Source organism: Enterobacter cloacae complex sp. P38RS (genome assembly GCF_014930775.1).
Lineage (GTDB): Bacteria > Pseudomonadota > Gammaproteobacteria > Enterobacterales > Enterobacteriaceae > Enterobacter > Enterobacter bugandensis.
Window position 1 is genome coordinate 67,782 of the sequence record NZ_JADBRS010000020.1, and the last position, 21,699, is coordinate 89,480.

Below are 21,699 nucleotides of genomic sequence, written 5' to 3' on the forward strand. Positions count from 1 at the left end.
TTCTGAAGAGGGCTTTTATTCCTCCACGTTATAGCCAATCTTTTTTTATTCTTTAATCATCGATTCGCTTTCTGGCACGCTGCATTCATCAAAACACTACACAAGAGAGCTGGGCGATGAATAAATGGGGCGTGGGGTTAACATTATTGCTGGCATCGACCAGCGTGCTGGCAAAGGACATTCAACTTCTCAACGTGTCGTACGACCCGACGCGTGAGCTGTACGATCAATACAACAAAGCCTTCGCGGCGCACTGGAAGCAGGAAACCGGCGATAACGTGGTGGTTCGCCAGTCGCACGGTGGCTCTGGTAAGCAGGCGACATCTGTGATTAACGGTATTGAAGCCGACGTGGTTACCCTGGCGCTGGCCTATGATGTCGACGCTATCGCCGAGCGTGGCCGTATCGACAAAAACTGGATCAAACGCCTGCCGGACAACTCCGCGCCATACACCTCGACCATCGTCTTCCTGGTGCGTAAAGGCAACCCGAAACAGATTAAGGACTGGAACGACCTGATCAAACCGGGCGTTTCTGTGATTACCCCGAACCCGAAAAGCTCCGGCGGGGCACGCTGGAACTACCTGGCGGCCTGGGGCTACGCGCTGCACCACAACAACGGTGACCAGGCTAAAGCACAGGAGTTCGTCAAATCCCTGTACAAAAACGTTGAAGTGCTGGACTCCGGCGCGCGCGGTGCCACTAACACCTTCGTCGAGCGCGGAATTGGCGACGTGCTTATTGCCTGGGAAAACGAAGCCCTGCTGGCGACCCACGAACTGGGTAAAGACAAGTTTGAGATCGTGACGCCGAGCGAATCCATCCTCGCCGAGCCGACCGTTTCCGTGGTCGATAAGGTCGTTGATAAGAAAGGCACCAAAGCGGTGGCGGAAGCCTACCTGAAGTATCTCTACTCGCCGGAAGGCCAGGAAATCGCGGCGAAGAACTTCTATCGTCCGCGCGATGCGGCTGTCGCGAAGAAATACGACAGCGAATTCCCGAAACTGAAGCTCTTCACCATTGATGATGTGTTCGGCGGCTGGACGAAAGCGCAGAAAGAGCACTTCTCTAATGGCGGCACCTTCGACCAGATTAGCCAGCGCTAACGGTTAGCAAACGACACGGCGACCCGGTGTGAGAAATCCACCGGGTTTTTTATTTGGTCATCATTTTGCGTTACTCTTTTGCCTCTATTGAAAACAGGGAACGCGTTGTGAAAAAAATTATCTTACTGATCCTGATTGTCATCGCCCTTGCCGCAGGCGGCGTGTACTGGATAAAAGCGGGTAATCCGAATGCGTTGCGCCATATCGTCCTCGACCAGTGTCTGCCTAATCAGCTGCAACTCCGTAACCCGGCACCCTGCGCGCAGGTGAAGCCTGACGCGGGCTATGTGGTATTTAAGGACCGCAACGGGCCGCTGCAGTATCTGCTGATGCCAACGTATCGCATCAACGGCACTGAAAGCCCGCTACTGACCGAGCCTCATACGCCAAACTTCTTCTGGCTGGCGTGGCAGTCGCGCAGCTTTATGACCCTGAAGCGTGGCTCTGAAGTGCCGGACAGCGCTATTTCGCTGACGATTAACTCACCAACCGGACGCACGCAGAACCATTTCCATATCCATATCTCCTGCCTGCGCCCGGACGTGCGCGAGAAGCTCAACGCGGCGCAGGGAGACATCAGCACCCAGTGGCTACCGTTCCCGGGTGGGCTGGAAGGACATGAGTACCTCGCACGCCGGGTGACGGAGAATGAACTGGTCCAGCGCAGTCCGTTTATGATGCTGGCGGAAGAGCTGCCGGAAGCGCGCGACCATATGGGACGCTTCGCGCTGGCGATGGCGCAGCAGTCGGATGGTTCGTTTGTTTTGCTGGCGACCGAGCGTAACCTGCTCACGCTTAACCGCGCGTCGGCAGAGGAATTGCAGGATCATCAATGCGCTATCCTGAAGTAACCCCACTATAAATCGCGTTTACTCAGGCTGCCTGTCACCGTAGACTTGCTGAAAAAATCTACAGGAGACAGGTATGTCGCTCTGGTTAACGCATCCTCTGCTGCTGCCCTCGCTGATCGTCGGCGTCACCATCGTGCTGTGGGCGACGTCGCTGTTGCCGGAATTTATCACCGCGCTGTTGTTTTTCACGGCGGCGATGACCGCCAGAATCGCCCCGCCGGAGGTGATTTTTGGCGGTTTTGCCTCGTCGGCTTTCTGGCTGGTCTTCAGCGGCTTTGTGCTCGGCGTGGCGATCCGTAAAACCGGCCTGGCGGACAGGGCCGCCCGGGCGCTGTCGGCAAAGCTCACTGACTCCTGGATGCTGATGGTGGCGAGCGTGGTATTGCTCAGCTACGCGCTGGCGTTTGTGATGCCGTCAAACATGGGGCGTATTGCGCTGCTGATGCCCATTGTCGCGGCGATGGCGAAACGCGCCGGTATCGCCGACGGCTCCCGCGCCTGGTTCGGCCTTGCGCTGGCAGTCGGCTTCGGTACCTTCCAGCTCTCGGCCACCATTCTGCCCGCCAACGTGCCTAACCTGGTCATGAGCGGCGCGGCGGAAGGCTCGTACGGCATTCACCTGAACTATGTCCCGTATCTGCTGCTGCACACGCCGGTGCTCGGTATTCTCAAAGGCCTGATTCTGATTGGCCTCATCTGCTGGCTGTTCCCCGGCAGCCCGAAACCGGCGAAGGATTTCACGCTGTCTGAACCGATGGGGCGTGACGAAAAACGACTCGCCTGGCTGCTGGTGGTGGTACTGATGATGTGGGTGACGGAGAGCTGGCACGGCGTGGGGCCGGCGTGGACGGGGCTGGCGGCCTCGATTATCGTTATGCTGCCGCGCATTGGTTTTATCACCGGCGAGGAGTTCTCGGCGGGGGTAAATATGCGCACCTGCATTTACGTTGCGGGTATTCTCGGGCTGGCGATCGTCGTGACGCAAACGGGTATCGGAGCGGCCGTAGGCGAGGCGCTGCTGCGCATAATGCCGCTGGATGCGGACAAACCATTCACCAGCTTCCTGGCGCTAACCGGAATTACTACGGCACTCAACTTCATTATGACTGCCAACGGCGTTCCGGCGCTGTACACCACGCTGGCGCAGAGCTTCTCGGATGCGACCGGTTTCCCGCTGCTGTCGGTGATCATGATTCAGGTACTGGGCTATTCCACGCCGCTACTGCCGTATCAGGCGTCGCCGATTGTGGTGGCGATGGGGCTAGGAAAGGTGCCTGCAAGGGCGGGGATGGTGCTCTGCCTGGCGCTGGCGATTGCGACGTATCTGGTGCTGCTGCCGCTGGATTATCTGTGGTTTAGCGTGTTAGGGCGTTTGTAGCGGCGGGTAAGCGCAAGCGCCACCCGCCACAAAGGCCATTACGCCTGTTTAGCCGCTTCTGCCGCTTTAACGATCACCGCGAAAGCGTCCGCTTTCAGGGATGCACCGCCAACCAGCGCGCCATCGATATCTGGCTGGGTGAACAGCTCAGCAGCGTTGGAGGCGTTTACGGAGCCGCCGTACTGGATGATCACTTGCTCAGCCACTTTCGCGTCGGCTTTAGCAATGTGGTCACGGATGAATTTGTGAACTGCCTGAGCCTGCGCAGGGGTAGCAGATTTGCCGGTACCGATCGCCCAGACTGGCTCGTAAGCGATAACCGCGCCTTCGAACGCTGCCGCGCCCTGCGTTTTCAGCACGGCGTCGATCTGACGTGCACACACTTCTTCGGTTTTGCCCGCTTCGTTTTCCGCTTCGGTTTCACCGATGCACAGAACCGGGATCAGACCCTGCTCTTTCAGCACGGCAAATTTCTTCGCGATGAACTCGTCAGATTCTTTGTGGTAGGTGCGACGCTCGGAGTGGCCGATGATGATGTATTTCGCGCCGATATCTTTCAGCATTTCAGCGGAAGTTTCACCGGTGAACGCGCCAGACAGGTTAACGTCAACGTTCTGCGCGCCCAGCACGATGTGGCTGCCGTCAGCGGCACGTTTAGCCAGATCCAGGTACATATCCGGCGGAGCGATAGCAACCGCGCAGCCGGTCACGCCAGCCAGCTCTTTACGCAGGTTTGCAACCAGTTCGTTTACCATGTGGCGGCTGCCGTTCAGTTTCCAGTTACCCATCACTAAAGGATGTCGCATTTCAATTCTCCACGCTAAATAAGCGAATTAAGGAATATGGCCGCCCTGTCGGGCAGCATGGTCTGTGAATCAGTATAGAGATTTTCCCTCGAAAGGCTTTGCTTTTTGTCATTAATTGGCCCCGCCAAGGGTGTCAGATAGCGCCAGCTTAATCGGTTCAACGGCGAAGGTCAGTCCTTTTTCGCCGTTATCCGCCACTACATAGCGAATCGCGCCTTCGGTTGTGGCGTAGTACCGCTTGTTTTTACCGGCGGTCAGCAGCTTTTGCAGCTTTTGCTGGCTCTGCTTTTTCGTCAGCGCAGGCGTAAACGCCTGCAGCACCGCGCTCATGTAATCAAGCGCCTTCGATTTAGCCGCTTTCTGCTCTGGCCCCTGAATCGGCAGCCAGGTGATTTGCATGCTTTTGATTTTTAACGTACCGCGCTCCAGCGCCGTGGAAGCATACAAATTCTCGTTAATCTTGCTCGCTGCACGGGTCAGTGTAGGGGTATCGCGCGAGCTATCAATGGCGCGAAACTCATCCAGCGGCAGCCCTGGGTTGGCCTGATTGAAAGCTTCGCGAAACTGGCTGATGGACTGATCGAAAGACGGTGCGCCCGCCAGCAAATACGGCGCAGTGGTGGGGGCCGCGGTGTTGGCGGCGTGCAGCGGAAAACCCGCGCCGAGCATCGCTAAACACAGGAAAAGAGAATGTGCCGAATTTTTCATCAACATTGCACCTGGCCGTAAGTGCTCATGATTAAAACGATATCTGGTCGGCTTGTCAAAAGGTCACAACTCCAGGGTAAAATGCGGGCTAAACGATAATAAGGAACCTTACATGACCATACAGCAGTGGCTGTTTTCATTCAAAGGGCGTATTGGACGCCGTGATTTCTGGGTCTGGATGGTGACGTGGGTCGTCGCCATGCTGCTTCTTTTTTTCGTTGCTTATAACGCCTGGCTGAGCACGCAAACGGCGGCATTTGCACTGGTCTGCCTGCTATGGCCGACGGCGGCCGTCGTGGTGAAACGCCTGCACGATCGCGGCCGCTCCGGCGCGTGGGCATTTTTGATCATACTGGCGTGGATGCTGGTGGCAGGGAACTGGGCGATGCTGCCTTCCATCCTGCCGTGGGTCGTGGGCAGGCTGCTGCCGTCGGTCATCTTCGTGATGATGATTGTCGATCTGGGCGCGTTTATCGGCACCCAGAGCGAAAATAAATACGGTAAAGATACCGTCGAGGTGAAATACCGCTGATCACCAGTAGTGTTCGGCGGTCATATGGCCCGGCCGGCGGCGAAGATGTTTCGTCATCTGCCGGGTATCCTTCAGAAGCTGCTGCGTGTCCCGGACCATCTGCGGGTTACCGCACAGCATGACGTGGCTGGTTTCGGCCGTCATCGGTAAACCCACCGCGTCTTCCAGTGCGCCGCTCTCAATTAACGCCGGTACGCGACCGGTAAGCGCTCCTGCTACGGTTTCGCGGCTGACTACCGTCTGAATCTTTAACTTTCCGCCGTACTGCTGTTCCAGCGCCTGCATCTGCGGGAGATAGCTTAAATCTGCGGCATAGCGCGCGGCGTGCACCAGCACGATGTTTTTGAAGCGCTCCAGATCCTTACCGTACTGCAAGATAGAGAGATACGGACCGATGGCCGTGCCGGTTGCCAGCATCCAGAGCGTGTCACAGTCAGGGATCTCTTCGAGCACAAAGAAGCCTGCCGCTTCGCTCACAATCTGCACATCGTCGCCGGGCTTAAGGGCGGCAAGGCGCGGGCTGAGCTTACCGTCAGGAACGGTGACGAGATAGAACTCGAGATCCGGGTTATCCGGCGCGTTAACGTAAGAGTAGGCGCGCTGCACGCGCTCGCCGTCGACATCCAGACCCAGCTTGGCAAATTGCCCGGCCTTAAACGGGTGAACGGGAGCATGCAGGGTGAGACTAAATAGCGCATCGGTCCAGAATTCTATCTTTGTGACTTTACCTGTTACCCAGTCCGCCATGATCTTCTCCTATGCTGTTTCTCTGTTCTATCTTCCGTACTTGTGGGAAACATTTCCAGCCCCTTCGGGCCGGAAAGCTCTATCGATCAAACGGTTTTACAGAATGTGGGTCTGCACGTCCGGGTCTTTACGGTCGAGATAGTGAATGGACTGAATGCGTCGGATGGTGCGCGATTTACCGCGGATCAGCAGCGTTTCGGTGGTCGCCATGTTGCCCTTGCGGGTGATGCCGTCCAGCAGATCGCCTTTGGTGATGCCGGTTGCAGAGAAGACGACGTTATCGCTGCGCGCCATGTCGTTCAGCGCCAGTACTTTATTGGCTTCGATGCCCATCGCTGCGCAGCGCGCCAGCTCGTCCTCACCGATACGACGGTTTTCGTCGCTGTCGCCTTTCACCTCATGGCGCGGCAGAAGGCGCGCCTGCATATCGCCGTCCAGCGCGCGGATCACCGCCGCAGAGACCACGCCTTCCGGCGCGCCGCCGATGCCGTAAAGCACGTCGACTTCGCTGTCCGGCATGCAGGTCAGAATAGACGCGGCAACGTCGCCATCCGGAATGGCAAACACGCGTACGCCGAGTGCCTGCAGATAAGAGATGGTGGCGTCGTGGCGCGGTTTGGCCAGAATGGTCACGGTGAGTTCGTTGAGCGGTTTAGCCAGCGCCGCCGCGATATTGCGCAGGTTGGCGTCCAGCGGCAGGCTGAGATCGATTGCGCCTTTCGCACCAGGGCCGACAATCAGCTTTTCCATGTACATGTCTGGCGCGTTGAGGAAGCAGCCTTTATCGCCCACGGCCAGCACCGCCAGGGCGTTGGCCTGGCCCATCGCCGTCATGCGCGTGCCTTCGATCGGGTCCACCGCGATATCCACCGCATCGCCTTTGCCGGTCCCGACCTTTTCACCGATGTAGAGCATCGGCGCTTCGTCGATTTCGCCTTCACCGATGACAATAGTGCCGTCGATGTTGACCTGGTTAAGCACAATGCGCATGGCGTGGACGGCCGCGCCGTCTGCGGTATTTTTGTCGCCACGACCCAGCCATTTATAGCCTGCAAGGGCGGCTGCTTCGGTGACGCGGGAAAACTCGATAGCAAGTTCACGTTTCATGAGGGACTCGTACAATCAAAAGGAATTGCACGAAGTTTATCACAGAGTGGGGAGGGGGGAGGGGACCGGTGCGGTTGGAGCCCCTCACCCTAACCCTCTCCCCAGGGGAGAGGGAATATTGGCTTACTCTTCGTGCTCTTCCCACGCCAGGGCGCGTTTCACCGCTTTCTTCCAGCCGCTGTAGCGGTAGTTGCGCTCGGTGGTTTCGATGCCAGGGCGGAATTCGCGTTCGATGACCGCTTTCTCCTGCAGCTCGTCCAGGTTTTGCCAGAAGCCTACCGCGAGACCCGCAAGATACGCCGCACCCAGTGCCGTCACTTCACGTACTTCAGGGCGCTCAACGCGGGTGCCCAGAATGTCGGACTGGAACTGCATCAGGAAGTTGTTGGCCACCGCGCCGCCGTCCACGCGCAGGGCGTGCAAACGAATGCCGGAGTCTGCCTGCATCGCTTCCAGCACGTCACGCGTCTGGTAGGCGATGGATTCCAGGGTCGCACGAATGATGTGGTTTGAGTTCACCCCGCGCGTCAGGCCGAAAATTGCGCCGCGGGCATACGGGTCCCAGTACGGTGCGCCCAGACCGGTGAACGCTGGCACCACGTACACGCCGTTGGTGTCTTTCACTTTGGTCGCGAAGTACTCGGAGTCAAACGCATCGCTGATCAGCTTCATCTCGTCGCGCAGCCACTGAATAGATGCGCCCGCCATAAACACCGCACCTTCCAGGGCATAGTTCACCTCGCCGCGCGGGCCGCAGGCGATGGTAGTCAGCAGGCCGTTTTCTGATTTCACCGCTTTCTCGCCGGTGTTCATCAGCATAAAGCAGCCGGTGCCGTAGGTGTTCTTCGCCATCCCTTCCTTGACGCACAGCTGGCCGAACAGCGCCGCCTGCTGGTCACCGGCGATACCGGCGATAGGAATACGGGTGCCGCCTTTACCGCCGATGTTGGTCTGGCCGTAGACTTCAGACGACTTACGCACTTCAGGCAGCATCGCGCGCGGAATATCCAGCGCGTCCAGCATCTTGTCATCCCACTCCAGGGTGTTGATGTTGAACAGCATGGTGCGCGAGGCGTTAGTGTAGTCAGTAACGTGGACACGTCCCTGAGTCATCTTCCAGATAAGCCAGGTATCGACGGTACCGAACAGCAGCTCGCCGCGTTTTGCACGCTCGCGTGAACCTTCCACGTGGTCGAGGATCCACTTCACTTTGGTGCCGGAGAAGTACGGGTCAACCACCAGGCCGGTGGCGCTACGCACGTACTCTTCCATCCCGTCACGCTTAAGCTGTTCGCAGATCTCTGACGTACGGCGGCACTGCCAGACGATGGCGTTGTAAATCGGCTTACCGGTTTCGCGTTCCCACACCACGGTGGTTTCACGCTGGTTGGTGATACCAATCGCGGCGATTTCGTCGGAACTGATGTCGGCTTTCGCCAGCACTTCCACCAGCGTGGAGCTTTGTGACGCCCAGATCTCCATCGGGTCGTGTTCTACCCAGCCTGGACGCGGATAAATTTGCTCAAATTCGCGCTGTGACACGCTGACGATATTCGCGTCATGATCCATTACGACAGCGCGGGAGCTGGTAGTGCCCTGGTCGAGCGCAACGATATATTTTTTTTCGGTCATGGTATGTGTCCCGTAGTCAGATTACAGCGAAGCTTTTTGTTGTGCGGTAGAAGTCGTTTCCTTCTCCTCTTCCACACAGGTGTCGCACGGTAAGTGGCGACCAATTAATTTGCGATAGCCAAATGCACCCAGTGCCGCCCCTACGACTGGTCCGAACAGCGGTACCAGGAAGTAAGGAATATCTTTGCCGCCGGTGAAAGCCACGTCGCCCCATCCTGCAAAGAAGGCGAAGGTTTTTGGACCCAGGTCACGCGCCGGGTTCATCGCAAACCCTGTCAACGGCCCCATGGACGCACCGATGACGGCGATCAGCAGGCCAATCAGCAATGGCGCCAGCGGGCCACGTGGAATGCCGTTACCATCATCGCCCAAAGCCATAATGACGCCCATCAGAATAGCGGTAATCACCATTTCAACTGCGAACGCCTGCACAAAATTGATATGCGGGTTAGGGTAGGTTGAGAAGATGCCTGCCAGATCCAGACTTTCGACGCTGCCGCGCACCATATGATGCGTCTGTTCGAAGTCGATGAAAAGATTGTAATAAAGCCCGTAAACTAACGCCGCTGCGCAAAACGCGCCGGCAAATTGAGAAATAATGAAAGGAGCAACTTTGCGTCCGTCGAAGCACGCGAACAGCCACAGTGCGATAGTCACCGCCGGGTTAAGATGTGCGCCAGAGACCCCTGCAGTCAGGTAGATGGCCATCGCCACGCCCAGACCCCAGATGATACTGATTTCCCACTGACCAAAACTGGCACCCGCCACTTTCAGTGCAGCGACACAGCCCACTCCGAAGAATATCAACAACCCGGTACCAAGGAACTCGGCAATGCACTGGCCTTTTAAGGTTGATGTCTGACTCATAATCGGAATCCTGAAGAAATTGATGTTTATTGTTAGCGTGGCCGCCCGTGACAGCCACGATGCCCTGTAGACATAGTGTTAATTTATCGTTAACGAGCAAAAACGAGAAATATCGAAATTAAAATGTGTGGTCTGTGTCAATAAAATGAGCGTTTTCGCGCCATAAAGCGCGTTTTTGCATCAGTCGCGTATGGTGAGCTGAATCATTTTTTTAACGAATGGGTTAACAACTTAGAGGTATATGCCGCGAACGCACCAGGACGAGGCCGAAAAGTGTTGCAAACCGCGATCTGCGTGGCATGCCGCTGGACAGGGGCGACTGCGCTCCATACAATCGGAACATATGTTGTGCGCGTTTACGTTAAAGCGTCGCCTTGCAATTCAGGAGAGGTAGGATCATGTCTTTAGAAGTGTTTGAGAAACTGGAAGCGAAAGTACAGCAGGCGATTGACACCATCACGCTGCTGCAGATGGAAATTGAAGAGCTGAAAGAGAAGAACAACAGCCTGGCGCAGGAAGTTCAGAACGCTCAGCACGGCCGCGAAGAACTGGAGCGCGAAAACAACCAGCTGCGCGAACAGCAGAACGGCTGGCAGGATCGCCTGCAGGCGCTGCTGGGACGTATGGAAGAGGTTTAATTCTGTCGGGATTGAACAGAAATAGCCGGGTAAGCGTCGCCGCTACCCGGTTTTTTTTCTCGATATCCAGCGCATCTTCCGACCGGATAATGCCGGTATTATCAGCATAAAGATGGTCGCCGGAGAAGAAGGTCACGCCGCCGAAATTCACGCGTACGTCGCTTTCGTCAGTATTCGGTTCATGACCGATAAGCCCCTCAGTCCGCATGGTCCTGACCGCCATATTTGGCTTTCAGTCGGGCAACGATCCGGTCCATTGCTCCGCGCTCTTTTGCAAACGTGCGGGTATAACGCTCCTTGCCCTGCAAGCCCAGCATCGGTCGCCAGACCTGCGGTGGATTATGCTCAGCGCCTTTATTGACAGGGTCATTCTCGTCCGGCTGACAGGCCGCGACCACTTCCGCAGGCCATTCCGGGATTTTGCAGGTCAGCATGACCAGCCAGCGCGGAAAACTGAGAACGAAAAACACAGGAAGCTGCAGCGCATTCACCATCAGACCGAGTCGCCCGAACCACTGCTTACTGAGATAGAACAGTCCGAACAGCCAGCCCTCTTTCTGTTTTTCAACCGGCGGGCACCAGGCTATGGAGTCCGCGAGGTCCGGGAGATACTCATCTCCCTCTTCCATATAGCAGCGGATAAATTCCCAGTACATGGTCAGGACATCGGGGTCACTCTCCAGATTAATTGGGAGAGGGATACATTCCGTAACAGTGTCCCCGTCCTCACCCGTAAGGCATCCCACAATTGTCCATTCTTTTGCCAGCCGTCCCTTCGTTGAACGCAGAACAAATCTGAGATCCTGCCACGGCAAGGAGAGGATTTTTCCGCCGGACTGGTACACATACACCATCCCGTTTTTACGGTTAAAGCGGATCGGATAGTAGCTACTGAAAAATACCTCGGAGGTCATCATCCGGTATAATCCCAAACAGAGCGGCAGCGTAATTCCCCAGATAATGATGTCAACAATCCAGAGAGCTGCACTATGAAAACCATCTTGCAACAACGTGATTAATGGCTGTAAAAACACATAAAAAGACAGACAAAAAAAGAAAACTCCGGCCAGCGTCCATGTTCCGCGCCAGTTGTAAAAACGGTCAACCAGCTCCAGATAGGTCGAGTTCAGGCGCACCACGCTGTCAAACCCGGAGACCCCTTGAACATTCGAATTGCCTGTTTTCTGCGAATAAATTTTAAAAACACGTTCATCACTGAGGCGGAGAAATCCCTTATAGAACCGTTTTGTCGGGTCGGCAGGGAATCGTTTAAAGGGATTAAACATGCGCGCCTCCTTGGTCGGTCAGAGCCATATAGCCCTCCTTTTCCATTTGTGCATCCGACCAGATAGCCGGGACATCGCTCTCACCCGGCGGCACCCGCCGCCACTGCGTACTGAGCAGTCAGGTCTGTATGTCGTTCCGGGCATGGCTTAACAGCCAGGCCCCGGCCCCCAGAACCAGCAGCATCCCGACAAATATTCCCGCCAGACCGATAAGCCCCTCAGTCCGCATGGTTCTGCCCGCCATATTTGGCTTTCAGCCGGGCAACAACCCGGTCCATTGCTCCGCGCTCTTTTGCAAACGTGCGGGCATAACGCTCCTTGCCCTGCAAGCCCAGCATTGGTCGCCAGACCTGCGGTGGATTATGCTCAGCGCCTTTGTTGACAGGGTCATTCTCAGCCGGCTGACAGGCCGCGACCACGTCAGCCGGCCATACCGGAATTTTACTGGTCGCCATCACCAGCCAGCGCGGAAAACTGAGCACGAAAAAGAGAGGCAACTGCAGCGCATTCACCAGCAACCCGAGCCGCCCGAACCATTGCTTACTGAGGTAAAGCAGCCCGAACAGCCAGCCCTCTTTCTGTTTTTCCACCGGCGGGCACCAGGCAATGGAGTCAGCCAGGTCCGGGAGATACTCATCTCCTTCTTCCATATAGCAGCGGATAAACTCCCAGTACATGGACAGCACATCGGGGTCACTTTCCAGATTAATCGGCAAAGGAATAGCCCCTGTGACAGTATCCCCGTCATCTCCCGTAAGACAACCCACAATGGTCCACTGCGTTGAGAGTCGCCCCTTCGTTGGGTGCAGGACAAATTTGAGCTCATCCCACGGCACAGACATCACTTTTCCGCCGGACTGGTACACATACACCATCCTATTTTTACGGTTAAAGCGGATCGGATAGTAGGTGCTGAAAAATACCTCGGAGGTCATCAGCCGGTATGTGAGTAAAGAAACCGGCAATGTAATGGCCCAAATTAAAACGGTTCCAAACCAGATGCCAAAACTGCGTCCTCCCCATCCCAATACCACCCCGATAATGCTGTAGCAAAACAAACTAAAGGACAGGCAGAAAAAGATTACCCCTGCCAGTGTCCATGTTCCGCGCCAGTTGTAAGAACGGTCAACCAGCTCCAGATACGTCGTGTTCAGCCGCACCACGCTGTCGAACCCGGATATACCAGGAACATCCGGATCACCTGTTTTCTGCGAATAAATTTTAAAAACACCTTTATCGCTGAGACGACGAAATCCCTTATAGAACCGATTCGATGACGGGTCGACAGGGAATCGCTTAAAAGGGTTAAACATGTGCTCCTCCGTGTGCATTCAGGGCCATATAGCCGTCCTTTTCCATTTGTGCATTCGGCCAGATAGCCGGGATATCGCTCTCACCCGGCGGCACCCGCCGCCACTGCGTACTGAGCAGCCAGGTCTGTATATCGTTCCGGGTATGACTTAACAGCCAGGCCCCGGCCCCCAGAACCAGTATCATTCCGACAAAAATCCCCGCAGGTCCGAGGAAAAAAGCCAACACGGTGGATTCCTCAATGAAAGTAGCTGACACACCAGCCAAGCCGAGGAGAGTGACGGATATTTCGCTACCGCCCCCGACTGTCATCATTCCGACACCGAGGGCATTAATCAGATGAGCAATGCCTTCCCCCATTTTTCCACGGTAAAGATCAACGCCCCCATTCAAACCTTCAATCATTGTGTAAACCAATCCACCGCCGAACCCAAACAATCCCCAGATACCCGCCCCGACAACCGCCATGGCGCCGTTCCTGATTACCGATAAGGTCGATGACAGCTCCAGCTTCATCAGCGGTGTCATCGCCAGCTTCAATGCTTCCGCCGTTGACGCCACCGCCATGCTGGCATTCGCCGCGAACACCGTCGCAGCTTTACCTTCGGACGGCAGGCCGCTTTCTTTCACCCCGTACCCCAGCACCATCCACTGGAAGTACGCTGAGAACACCGTCCCGCCAAACGTCATGCCTTTCGCCGCCATCTCCGTCGCCAGCGTGCCGGGTTTCATCCCGCTCAGTTGAGCCACCGATGAGCCCAGCGATTTCGGGAACAGCATTCGCGCCAGCTCGTCCTCCGTGAGCATTGCCGTACGGAGCTTCGCCAGCCGCTCTTTAACCGGCAGGGCGGCCAGTGCCTTCGCCTCATGCACGTCAATAATCCGCGGCAGAGATATTTTCTCCAGCGAGCGCTCCGGTAGCTCCTTCACCAGTCGGTCGGTCAGCTTTTGCATCGCGGTATATAATTGCCCGCCGCTGCGTCCACTCATTTCCAGCATCCCGGCCATCCCCCGGGTCATCGCCCCGACAAAGTTTTTCGTCCCCGGCACCACGCTGACGGCAGAGAACGCCTTACCCTGCATCGCCAGTATCCCGATAGCAAAGCGCACCGGCGTTCCTTTCACCATCAGATCCACCGATTTCATCATCGCCTCAGACCAGAGCATGCTGAGCTTTTCCAGCCCCGTCAGGATCGCGCTGGCATAGTTGCCGCTGTACTCCTTCGCGCCGTCCGCCAGACGGTCCCAGCTTATGCCCAGCCACCAGTCTGGTCCGCCGCTTTTCAGCTGTGCATTTGCCTCGGCAATCCAGCCGTCATGATTAAAGAAGGCCGCCCGCTGAAGAAAGTTTTCCGGCGTCAGCTGAGCCTGATTCAGCTGCTGATCGATGTGGGTAATCACTCCGCCTTTGTCGTTCATTCCTGCCAGTACTTTCGCTACTGTCTGGATATAGCGTCCGCCGCTGTGCGCGCAGGTCGGATCAAAGTGCTGCACAAAGTAATTCGCCATCGCCGGTCCCTGCAGCCAGGCCAGATACATCCGGGTGATGGGAATGACTGAACTTTTGTCATACTCGGTCAGCCAGTCTTTCAGTGTCTGACTGAATGTCTGTGTCTTTGCCCGGTCGATGTATTTTTCGTAGCCGGTCTGCCATGCCTCGTCCACCCGGTCCTTCCGGCTGGCCTCATTGAGGACATGCATCCGGTCAGCCATGTCCGGAGCCGGAAATCTCGGTCCTGCCGGCGTGTCCCTGCCGTAGCGCATCTGGCGCTCATAGCTTTCATCCCCGGCTTCTGTCCGCAGGTAAAAATAATTACGCATTGCCAGTTCGACGCTGCCGAGCATGGTCAGCAATGCAGTGCCACGGCTCAACTCCGGATCCGTGGCGATAGCCTGCTGCATCCGGTAGCGTGCCAGGGCTGAAATCTCCGTCGCCACCCCAACCGGGTCAGACAACATTAGAATCGCACCGTTGCCCGCGTTCAGATTATCTGCCGCCTGTCGTAAAGCGGCCGCAGAATGACTACTGACCGCTTTGAGGGGAGAGGGAGTCCAGGCTTTAAGACTGCTGTTGCGCAGTCCTGGGCTGTATTCAGCCACGCAATTAACGAGCTGACTGAAGGGCAGGGCCTGCTGACCGTTGTGGCTGGCAAGCCAGGCATCCATATCAAATTTCTGCATATACTGGCGCCGCCAGGCGACATCTTCATGCTGTTTGCGTACCACCGGTGTCCACGACTCTTCAGACCACGCAAACCAGTACACCCCGTTAAGGATTCCGGCGGGCTTTACCGGCAGTGTCACCAGGGAAGCGGTTGCCAGTTCATCTGGTCGGGTAATACAGGGGGTAATGTCCCCGCTTTCCACGCGCGGCGGCACGATGCCGTCCTCTGGAAGAGGATAAAAATAGCCGTCGCCGGTAGCATAATAGTTAATCCAGCGTTGTGAACGTTCCGCCCAGATGTATAAAAAGCCCTGCCTCAGCAGACGGGCGGTATAGTCTGCACCTCCTTCGGCCGTTACCGGTACGGTGATACTGCCGGATAAAGCCGGTAACGCGTCACCTTTTTCCATGATTGCCGGACGAACCGGCAGGACGGGTAAACCGTCGCGCTGGCAGAACTTACATCCCTTTTCATTGCTCATGATGAATCCATTCTTCTTCTGTCAGGTAAGCCCGTCCGGTAAGCAGGAAAGGTAACCCTGAAATTGTGGTGGTTATTTACTCATAATACACCGTAAAGACGTTAACCTAAGCTAAATTTTCTTTATTTCGTAAGCAGTTAGTGCGCATTTGCTGTGCAGGGAAAGTACGACGTGATATGCAAAATATGTGGCAAACGACGGCGATTGAATAAACGGTTATTCGGGAGCGCCGAAACCATCAGGAGACGCTACGGGGGAGTGTTATTGCAGTATAAAAAGAGGAGATATCTAAACCTGTGTTAACTTCACGGTTTGGGTGATGATAAAAACAAAGGCCATCCGATAAAAGATGGCCTGGTAAATTACTCAATATCCAGCGGATCTTCAGAAAGGATAATGCCGGTATTATCGGCGTAGAGATGATCGCCTGAGAAGAAGGTCACGCCGCCGAAGTTAACGCGCACGTCGCTTTCGCCGATGCCGTCGCCCGCCGCCCCTACCGGTATGGCCGCGATGGCCTGAATTCCAATATCCAGGTCTTCGAGATCGTCCACCTGACGCACGGAGCCGTACACCACGATGCCTTCCCACTCGTTCTGGACGGCAATGCCGGCCAGTTCGGCATCAATCAGTGCGCGACGCACGGACCCGCCGCCGTCGACCACCAGAACGCGGCCACGGCCGTTCTGTTCGAGCAGATCGTACAGCAACCCGTTGTCCTCGAAACATTTCACCGTGACGATTTGCCCGCCAAACGATGACCGCCCACCAAAGTTGGAGAACAGCGGTTCAACGACGTTGACATCTTCCTGGTAGATGTCACAAAGCTCGGAGGTATCGTATTTCATAGGTTTAACGCTCAGTTGCTGCGAATGTGTTCAGTATATCGTGCGAAATGCGTTGTTGGCAAAATCATCAATTGTTAATTGATATTTGTCAGCTAACTGAGCGTCTGGCTTAACACAATCCCGATGACGAACAACAGGTTAGTCAGCAGCGCACCTTTTACCGTTCGCTCCAGCATTGGCGGCATGGCTGCCGGGCTGAGTTCACGCATCACAAAGCGGGCCTGCTTAACCAGCAGCGGCGCGGCAAGCACAAACAGCCAGCCCCACAGACTCTGCAAGGAAATCAGGTTAAACAGCGCCAGGCAAACCAGCGCGCCAATAAGCAGGCAGGCATGATAGCGGCGCGCATTCACCGGCCCCAGACGCACCGCCAGCGTGTTCTTGCCGTTCTCACGATCGCTGTCGATATCGCGCAGATTATTGATATTGAGTACCGCCGTCGCCAGCAGGCCGCAGGCGGTCGCCGGGAGGAACAGGGCAGGGATCACCGTATGCGCCTGTAAGTACCAGCTCCCCATTACGCTCAGCCAGCCGAAGAACACCAGCACAGAGATATCCCCAAGGCCAATATAGCCGTAAGGGCGCGTGCCGACGGTGTAGGTGATGGCCGCGATGATGGCGAGCAGGCCCAGCACCAGGAAGCCAATGAAATCGCTGGTAGTTTTCGAGGCGACCGTCACCAGCGCCAGGCCAGATAAGCAAATCAGCACCACGGTGATAATCAGCGCACGCTTCATCTGTGCCTGGGTGATCACCCCCTTTTGCATCCCGCGCAGCGGCCCGATACGGTCAGGCTTGTCGCTGCCTTTTACCGCATCGCCATAATCGTTCGCGAGGTTAGAGAGGATTTGCAGCAGCCCGGCGGTAATGAGCGCCAGACCTGCCACCAGCGGATCGAAATGCCCTTGCCACCAGGCAAGCGCGGTGCCGACAATAATGGCGGCAAAAGCCAGAGGAAGCGTTTTAGGGCGCAGACTTTCGAGCCACGCCTGAGTACGGCTGATATCAGTCATAGTAATTTAGCCAATAAAAATGGGGGCCTTAGCCCCCATTAACAGTGATGAGAATGCAGTAACCGCGATTATAGGATAAAACGGCTCAGATCTTCATCTGCCACTAACGCATCCAGATGTTTGCTCACATAGTCTGCGTCGATGGTAATGGTTTGACCGTTGAGGTCGCTCGCGTCATATGAGATGTCTTCAACCAGACGTTCCAGCACGGTGTGCAGACGACGCGCACCGATGTTCTCGGTGGTTTCGTTGACCTGCCATGCGGCCTGGGCGATACGCTTGATACCGTCTTCGGTGAACTCGAGGTTCACGCCTTCGGTCGCCATCAGCGCCTTGTACTGTACGGTAGCAGAGGCGTTTGGCTCCGTCAGGATGCGCTCGAAATCTTCGGTGGTCAGCGCCTGCAGCTCAACGCGGATAGGCAGACGACCCTGCAGTTCCGGGATCAGATCCGACGGGCTGGCCACCTGGAACGCACCGGAAGCGATAAACAGGATGTGGTCCGTTTTCACCATGCCGTGCTTGGTGGAGACGGTGCAGCCTTCAACCAGCGGCAGCAGGTCGCGCTGTACGCCTTCGCGGGACACGTCCGGGCCGGAGCTGTTGCCGCCGCGCTTACAAATTTTGTCGATTTCGTCGATAAACACGATACCGTGCTGCTCAACCGCGTCGATAGCGTCCTGCTTCAGCTCTTCCGGATTCACCAGCTTCGCCGCTTCTTCTTCAATCAGCAGCTTCATCGCGTCTTTGATTTTCAGCTTACGCGCTTTCTGCTTTTGGCCGCCCAGGTTCTGGAACATGGACTGCAGCTGGCTGGTCATTTCTTCCATGCCCGGAGGCGCCATGATTTCCACACCCATCGGCGCGGCCGCGAGGTCGATCTCAATCTCTTTGTCGTCCAGCTGGCCTTCACGCAGTTTTTTGCGGAACGCCTGACGCGCGGCTGAAGGCTCAGCCTGCTGTTCAGCCTGGCCCCAGTTGTTTTTCGCCGGTGGGATCAGCACGTCGAGAATACGCTCTTCGGCCATCTCTTCCGCGCGGTAGCGGTTTTTCTCAATCGCCTGGACGCGCACCATCTTAATTGCAGAATCGGTCAGGTCGCGGATGATGGAGTCCACTTCTTTACCCACATAGCCCACCTCGGTGAACTTGGTGGCTTCAACTTTGATGAACGGCGCGTTCGCCAGCTTCGCCAGACGACGGGCGATTTCGGTTTTACCGACGCCGGTCGGGCCGATCATCAGAATGTTTTTCGGGGTGACTTCGTGACGCAGCTCTTCGTCAAGCTGCATACGACGCCAGCGGTTACGCAGCGCGATAGCCACGGAGCGCTTGGCGTTATCCTGGCCGATAATGTGTTTGTTCAGTTCGCTGACAATTTCGCGTGGGGTCATTTCAGACATAGGAGATCCTTACGCTTTGGAGGTCAATTCTTCGATGGTGTGGTTGTGGTTGGTATAGATGCAGATATCACCTGCAATATCCAACGCCTTCACCGCGATATCACGCGCGTTCATGTCGGTATTTTCCAACAGCGCGCGGGCTGCAGCCTGGGCATAAGGGCCGCCAGAGCCGATGGCAATCAGGTCGTTTTCCGGCTGAATCACGTCACCGTTACCGGTGATGATAAGCGAAGCGGTTTCATCCGCGACCGCCAGCAGCGCTTCGAGCTTGCGCAGCATACGGTCGGTACGCCAGTCCTTTGCCAGCTCTACGGCAGCTTTCACCAGATGACCCTGGTGCATTTCCAGCTTGCGTTCAAACAGTTCAAACAGCGTGAAGGCATCCGCCGTGCCGCCTGCGAAACCGGCGATCACTTTGTCGTTGTAGAGACGACGGACTTTCTTCACGTTGCCTTTCATGACGGTATTACCCAGCGTGGCCTGGCCATCACCGGCGATTACCACATGGCCGTTACGGCGTACACTTACTATTGTTGTCACGAGCAGACCCCCTGGTTACAGATTCGGGAAACAGAAGCCCTGAACCTGTGCTCAGGGCTGAATTAAATGATAGATGGGGGGGATTTTGGGGGTTTCAACCCCCGGAGGCGAGTCGAATGCAGTTTGTGTGGCCAGCCACTTTCAAACGGGAAATGGTGCCGTCTGCGTTTTCTTTGCCTTTAACCGGGCCGATCACCACGCGGTTCCAGCCGTTATTGGTGGTAATGCGTGAATCAAATCCTTCGAACGCCAGCTGAGCACGTACCGTTTCCGCCTGTTCGGCACCTTTAAACGAACCGCACTGCACCATCCAGCGGCGCTCGTCTTTTTTCTCTGCCGTCTGCTTCGGCGCTTCGGTCTCTTTGGTCACCGGCGCGGCCTGCTGCGTTTTCGGCTGCTGCGCGGTGGTATGCGCTGGCGTCTGGAGCAGATCCTGATACGGCTGCGCCGCTTGCTTTGGCGGCTGCGCTTTTGGCTGTTGAACAGGCTGCGACTGCACCGTACGCGTCTGCTGCTGCGGTTGCTGGTATGGCTGGGCCTTCGGCTGCTGTACCGGCTGAGTTTGCGTCCACTGCTGCTGTTGCTGCTGTTGAATTTGTGCCTGGCGCTGACGCTGCAGCTGCAACGTTTGCTGACGCTGCGCTGGCGTTTGTTCATTCCACGGCACTTCATTCAGCTGCGTCGGCTGCTGGCGCATATCGGCCTGCATCTGTGCCAGCAGCTGGCGCTGCTCGTCCGTCAGCTGATCGGCATTCTTCACTTCGCCACCGGCTGAGGGCTCAGTAGGCGCACGCACGCCGGGCTGACGACTTTCCAGCTCTTTAATATAGCGCCAGCGCTCTTCAGGTTTCGGCGGCAGACCATTTCCCACCACTTTGTTGCCCTGAAGGGCCTCGGACTCTTCTTTTTTATGGTGCGTGATGAAGTACAGGCCGCCAATAAAGGCCACCAGCACGGCCGCAGCAATAGCGACCATTGCTGGCGAGACCGCAGGCAGATTACGCTGCTTGCTTTTTGAACTGCTCTTTTTGCGTCGCGAAGGTGCCGGCTGGCCGCGACGTACATAATCTCGTTGTGCCACTATCGTTTCGCTGTATTTATTCGTTCGTCAGCCCGCCATGTTACTTAAGCGGCGGGGCTTTGACCAGATAAGGGTGTCCGAAAGGCGTTTACTTTAAGTCAATGCCTGGGTAGAGCCGCGAATAATCAGCTCGCAGTCCAGCAAACGCGAGCCGCTGCTAACCGTTTGACCCTGCAGCTGATCCAGCAGAAGTAGCATCGCTTCGCGGCCAATCTGATAGCGCGGTTGTGAAACGGTGGAGAGCGGTGGATCGCAAAACTCTGAAAGTGAAATGTTATCGAATCCGATAATCGACAAATCTTTCGGCACACGTAAGCCACGGCGCTTGGCGTGTGAAAGCGCACCCAGCGCCATCACGTCGCTGTGGCAGAACACCGCCGTTGGCGGTTCCGGCAGCGCCAGCAGTTTCTCCAGCGCCTGTCCGCCCGCTTCAAAGGTAAAATTACCGCGCGCAATATAGTGCGGATCGACAATCGCACCGGTACGGCGCAGCGCCTGAACATAGCCCTGCAGGCGGTAGTGGCACAGCGGCATCTCTTCCGGCCCGGCAATGCAGCCAATCCGCTTATGTCCCAGCTCCTGGAGATAGTTTACGGCGTTGAACGCGGCGGTGAGGTTATCAATGTGGACCGTCGGCAGCTCAAGCTCAGGCGCAAATTCGTTGGCCATTACCATCGGCGGTAAATTGCGCTGCTCTTCGATGCTGGCATCAAACGGCAGGCGCGAGCCAAGCAGCAGCATGCCGTCAATCTGCTTGGTGATAATGAGGTCGATAAAGGTTTTTTCCTGCTGGTTCTGGTGAGCGCAGTCGCCAATCAGCACCAGATAGCCCTGCTCCGCCGCCGTCACTTCGATACCGCGAATGATCTCGCTGAAGAAGGGATCGCAGATATCCGGCACTATTACCAGGATGGTCCGCGATTCATTGCGCTTGACGTTCCGCCCCATCGCCTGCGGGAAATACCCCACTTCCAGCGCCGCCTGTTCAACCTTGTTACGGGTCGCCTGGGAGACTTTATCCGGGTTCATTAATGCGCGGGACACAGTTGCCGTTGAGACTTGTGCTTTCTCGGCAACGTCTTTCATGGTCGCCGTGGCAACCTCTTTCCTGGACTTCAACGTCTTCTCCTCGCCTGAACACCGAACTGCGGACATCACCATTTTTACAGATAGTTAATGGAATCGGTTACAGAATTTTC

The 21,699-nt window shown here is 56.2% G+C and carries 20 protein-coding genes and 1 pseudogene; 5 read left to right on the forward strand and 16 right to left on the reverse strand.

Translation table 11 applies throughout. The features are described from left to right. The first annotated feature begins 116 nt into the window (after positions 1-116). The 3 genes from IM303_RS20060 to IM303_RS20070 all read left to right on the forward strand — a co-directional run bounded on the left by IM303_RS20060 (position 117) and on the right by IM303_RS20070 (position 3,335). On the forward strand, positions 117-1,106 hold the full coding sequence (locus tag IM303_RS20060) for a sulfate ABC transporter substrate-binding protein (RefSeq protein WP_028014851.1): 990 nt from the start codon (positions 117-119) through the stop codon (positions 1,104-1,106). 107 nt (positions 1,107-1,213) lie between these two features. Then, complete coding sequence (locus tag IM303_RS20065; RefSeq protein ID WP_059357410.1) at positions 1,214-1,957, forward strand: CDP-diacylglycerol diphosphatase; 744 nt, start codon at positions 1,214-1,216, stop codon at positions 1,955-1,957. A 73-nt stretch (positions 1,958-2,030) separates the two neighbouring features. Then, positions 2,031-3,335 (forward strand): SLC13 family permease, encoded by a 1,305-nt coding sequence (locus IM303_RS20070; protein WP_028014849.1) that lies wholly within the window; start codon positions 2,031-2,033, stop codon positions 3,333-3,335. 38 nt (positions 3,336-3,373) lie between these two features. Here IM303_RS20070 and tpiA read toward each other — a convergent pair whose 3' ends face one another. Both tpiA and IM303_RS20080 read right to left on the reverse strand, forming a co-directional pair. Continuing rightward, positions 3,374-4,141, reverse strand: a complete 768-nt coding sequence (gene tpiA / locus IM303_RS20075; protein WP_006808674.1) for a triose-phosphate isomerase — start codon at positions 4,139-4,141, stop codon at positions 3,374-3,376. A gap of 111 nt (positions 4,142-4,252) precedes the next feature. Continuing rightward, entirely contained in the window at positions 4,253-4,849 is a 597-nt protein-coding gene (locus IM303_RS20080; RefSeq protein ID WP_028014848.1) for a DUF1454 family protein, read from the reverse strand. A 112-nt stretch (positions 4,850-4,961) separates the two neighbouring features. On the opposite strand from IM303_RS20080, the gene IM303_RS20085 reads away from it, so the two are divergent. Further along, positions 4,962-5,381 carry a DUF805 domain-containing protein gene (locus IM303_RS20085; protein WP_028014847.1) on the forward strand — a complete coding sequence of 140 codons (420 nt, stop codon included), beginning with the start codon at positions 4,962-4,964 and terminating at the stop codon, positions 5,379-5,381. Here IM303_RS20085 and fpr read toward each other — a convergent pair whose 3' ends face one another. The 4 genes from fpr to IM303_RS20105 all read right to left on the reverse strand — a co-directional run bounded on the left by fpr (position 5,382) and on the right by IM303_RS20105 (position 9,734). Further along, positions 5,382-6,128 (reverse strand): ferredoxin--NADP(+) reductase, encoded by a 747-nt coding sequence (gene fpr / locus IM303_RS20090; protein WP_047362494.1) that lies wholly within the window; start codon positions 6,126-6,128, stop codon positions 5,382-5,384. A gap of 96 nt (positions 6,129-6,224) precedes the next feature. Then, positions 6,225-7,235 (reverse strand): class II fructose-bisphosphatase, encoded by a 1,011-nt coding sequence (glpX, locus tag IM303_RS20095; protein ID WP_028014845.1) that lies wholly within the window; start codon positions 7,233-7,235, stop codon positions 6,225-6,227. A 123-nt stretch (positions 7,236-7,358) separates the two neighbouring features. Beyond that, positions 7,359-8,867: a glycerol kinase GlpK gene (glpK, locus tag IM303_RS20100; RefSeq protein WP_028014844.1), complete on the reverse strand. Its 1,509-nt coding sequence runs from the start codon at positions 8,865-8,867 to the stop codon at positions 7,359-7,361. Positions 8,868-8,888: 21 nt separating this feature from the next. Continuing rightward, positions 8,889-9,734, reverse strand: a complete 846-nt coding sequence (locus IM303_RS20105) for an MIP/aquaporin family protein (RefSeq protein ID WP_193360197.1) — start codon at positions 9,732-9,734, stop codon at positions 8,889-8,891. 398 nt (positions 9,735-10,132) lie between these two features. Here IM303_RS20105 and zapB point away from each other — a divergent pair, with 398 nt between their 5' ends. Continuing rightward, a complete protein-coding gene (gene zapB / locus IM303_RS20110; protein ID WP_028014842.1) occupies positions 10,133-10,372 on the forward strand; it encodes a septal ring assembly protein ZapB in 240 nt (79 codons plus the stop codon). Positions 10,373-10,430: 58 nt separating this feature from the next. On the opposite strand, the pseudogene IM303_RS22305 reads toward zapB, so the two are convergent. From IM303_RS22305 to cytR, 10 genes and pseudogenes are all read right to left on the reverse strand, one after another. Next, a pseudogene (locus IM303_RS22305) lies at positions 10,431-10,538 on the reverse strand (hypothetical protein); the annotation flags it as partial. Between the two features lie 31 nt (positions 10,539-10,569). Next, the gene (locus tag IM303_RS20115; RefSeq protein ID WP_048998272.1) at positions 10,570-11,658 is read right to left on the reverse strand and encodes a DUF6708 domain-containing protein; all 1,089 of its coding nucleotides are present in this window, start codon (positions 11,656-11,658) and stop codon (positions 10,570-10,572) included. A gap of 218 nt (positions 11,659-11,876) precedes the next feature. Beyond that, positions 11,877-12,971 (reverse strand): DUF6708 domain-containing protein, encoded by a 1,095-nt coding sequence (locus tag IM303_RS20120; RefSeq protein WP_048998269.1) that lies wholly within the window; start codon positions 12,969-12,971, stop codon positions 11,877-11,879. Next, on the reverse strand, positions 12,964-15,615 hold the full coding sequence (locus IM303_RS20125; RefSeq protein ID WP_048998266.1) for a T6SS effector BTH_I2691 family protein: 2,652 nt from the start codon (positions 15,613-15,615) through the stop codon (positions 12,964-12,966). The genes IM303_RS20120 and IM303_RS20125 overlap by 8 nt, the downstream gene beginning before the upstream one ends. Positions 15,616-15,977: 362 nt before the next feature. After that, on the reverse strand, positions 15,978-16,463 hold the full coding sequence (rraA, locus tag IM303_RS20130) for a ribonuclease E activity regulator RraA (protein WP_014885702.1): 486 nt from the start codon (positions 16,461-16,463) through the stop codon (positions 15,978-15,980). 92 nt (positions 16,464-16,555) lie between these two features. Beyond that, on the reverse strand, positions 16,556-17,482 hold the full coding sequence (gene menA / locus IM303_RS20135; protein WP_127334627.1) for a 1,4-dihydroxy-2-naphthoate polyprenyltransferase: 927 nt from the start codon (positions 17,480-17,482) through the stop codon (positions 16,556-16,558). 62 nt (positions 17,483-17,544) lie between these two features. After that, positions 17,545-18,879 carry an HslU--HslV peptidase ATPase subunit gene (gene hslU / locus IM303_RS20140; RefSeq protein ID WP_028014840.1) on the reverse strand — a complete coding sequence of 445 codons (1,335 nt, stop codon included), beginning with the start codon at positions 18,877-18,879 and terminating at the stop codon, positions 17,545-17,547. Between the two features lie 9 nt (positions 18,880-18,888). Then, a complete protein-coding gene (gene hslV / locus IM303_RS20145; protein ID WP_008501802.1) occupies positions 18,889-19,419 on the reverse strand; it encodes an ATP-dependent protease subunit HslV in 531 nt (176 codons plus the stop codon). 94 nt (positions 19,420-19,513) lie between these two features. Then, entirely contained in the window at positions 19,514-20,500 is a 987-nt protein-coding gene (gene ftsN, locus IM303_RS20150; protein ID WP_028014839.1) for a cell division protein FtsN, read from the reverse strand. A gap of 93 nt (positions 20,501-20,593) precedes the next feature. Continuing rightward, a complete protein-coding gene (gene cytR / locus IM303_RS20155) occupies positions 20,594-21,619 on the reverse strand; it encodes a DNA-binding transcriptional regulator CytR (protein WP_048998260.1) in 1,026 nt (341 codons plus the stop codon). Positions 21,620-21,699 lie beyond the last annotated feature (80 nt).

What these genes read in the sequence shown, in the direction of transcription:
- IM303_RS20070 (WP_028014849.1), top strand. Translation starts at nt 2,031, where the DNA reads ATGTCGCTCTGGTTAACGCATCCTCTGCTGCTGCCCTCGCTGATCGTC.
- IM303_RS20080 (WP_028014848.1), bottom strand. Translation starts at nt 4,849, where the DNA reads ATGAAAAATTCGGCACATTCTCTTTTCCTGTGTTTAGCGATGCTCGGC.
- fpr (WP_047362494.1), bottom strand. Translation starts at nt 6,128, where the DNA reads ATGGCGGACTGGGTAACAGGTAAAGTCACAAAGATAGAATTCTGGACC.
- rraA (WP_014885702.1), bottom strand. Translation starts at nt 16,463, where the DNA reads ATGAAATACGATACCTCCGAGCTTTGTGACATCTACCAGGAAGATGTC.
- glpX (WP_028014845.1), bottom strand. Translation starts at nt 7,235, where the DNA reads ATGAAACGTGAACTTGCTATCGAGTTTTCCCGCGTCACCGAAGCAGCC.
- IM303_RS20060 (WP_028014851.1), top strand. Translation starts at nt 117, where the DNA reads ATGAATAAATGGGGCGTGGGGTTAACATTATTGCTGGCATCGACCAGC.
- tpiA (WP_006808674.1), bottom strand. Translation starts at nt 4,141, where the DNA reads ATGCGACATCCTTTAGTGATGGGTAACTGGAAACTGAACGGCAGCCGC.
- zapB (WP_028014842.1), top strand. Translation starts at nt 10,133, where the DNA reads ATGTCTTTAGAAGTGTTTGAGAAACTGGAAGCGAAAGTACAGCAGGCG.
- IM303_RS20125 (WP_048998266.1), bottom strand. Translation starts at nt 15,615, where the DNA reads ATGAGCAATGAAAAGGGATGTAAGTTCTGCCAGCGCGACGGTTTACCC.
- IM303_RS20115 (WP_048998272.1), bottom strand. Translation starts at nt 11,658, where the DNA reads ATGTTTAATCCCTTTAAACGATTCCCTGCCGACCCGACAAAACGGTTC.
- hslU (WP_028014840.1), bottom strand. Translation starts at nt 18,879, where the DNA reads ATGTCTGAAATGACCCCACGCGAAATTGTCAGCGAACTGAACAAACAC.
- glpK (WP_028014844.1), bottom strand. Translation starts at nt 8,867, where the DNA reads ATGACCGAAAAAAAATATATCGTTGCGCTCGACCAGGGCACTACCAGC.
- IM303_RS20120 (WP_048998269.1), bottom strand. Translation starts at nt 12,971, where the DNA reads ATGTTTAACCCTTTTAAGCGATTCCCTGTCGACCCGTCATCGAATCGG.
- IM303_RS20085 (WP_028014847.1), top strand. Translation starts at nt 4,962, where the DNA reads ATGACCATACAGCAGTGGCTGTTTTCATTCAAAGGGCGTATTGGACGC.
- IM303_RS20105 (WP_193360197.1), bottom strand. Translation starts at nt 9,734, where the DNA reads ATGAGTCAGACATCAACCTTAAAAGGCCAGTGCATTGCCGAGTTCCTT.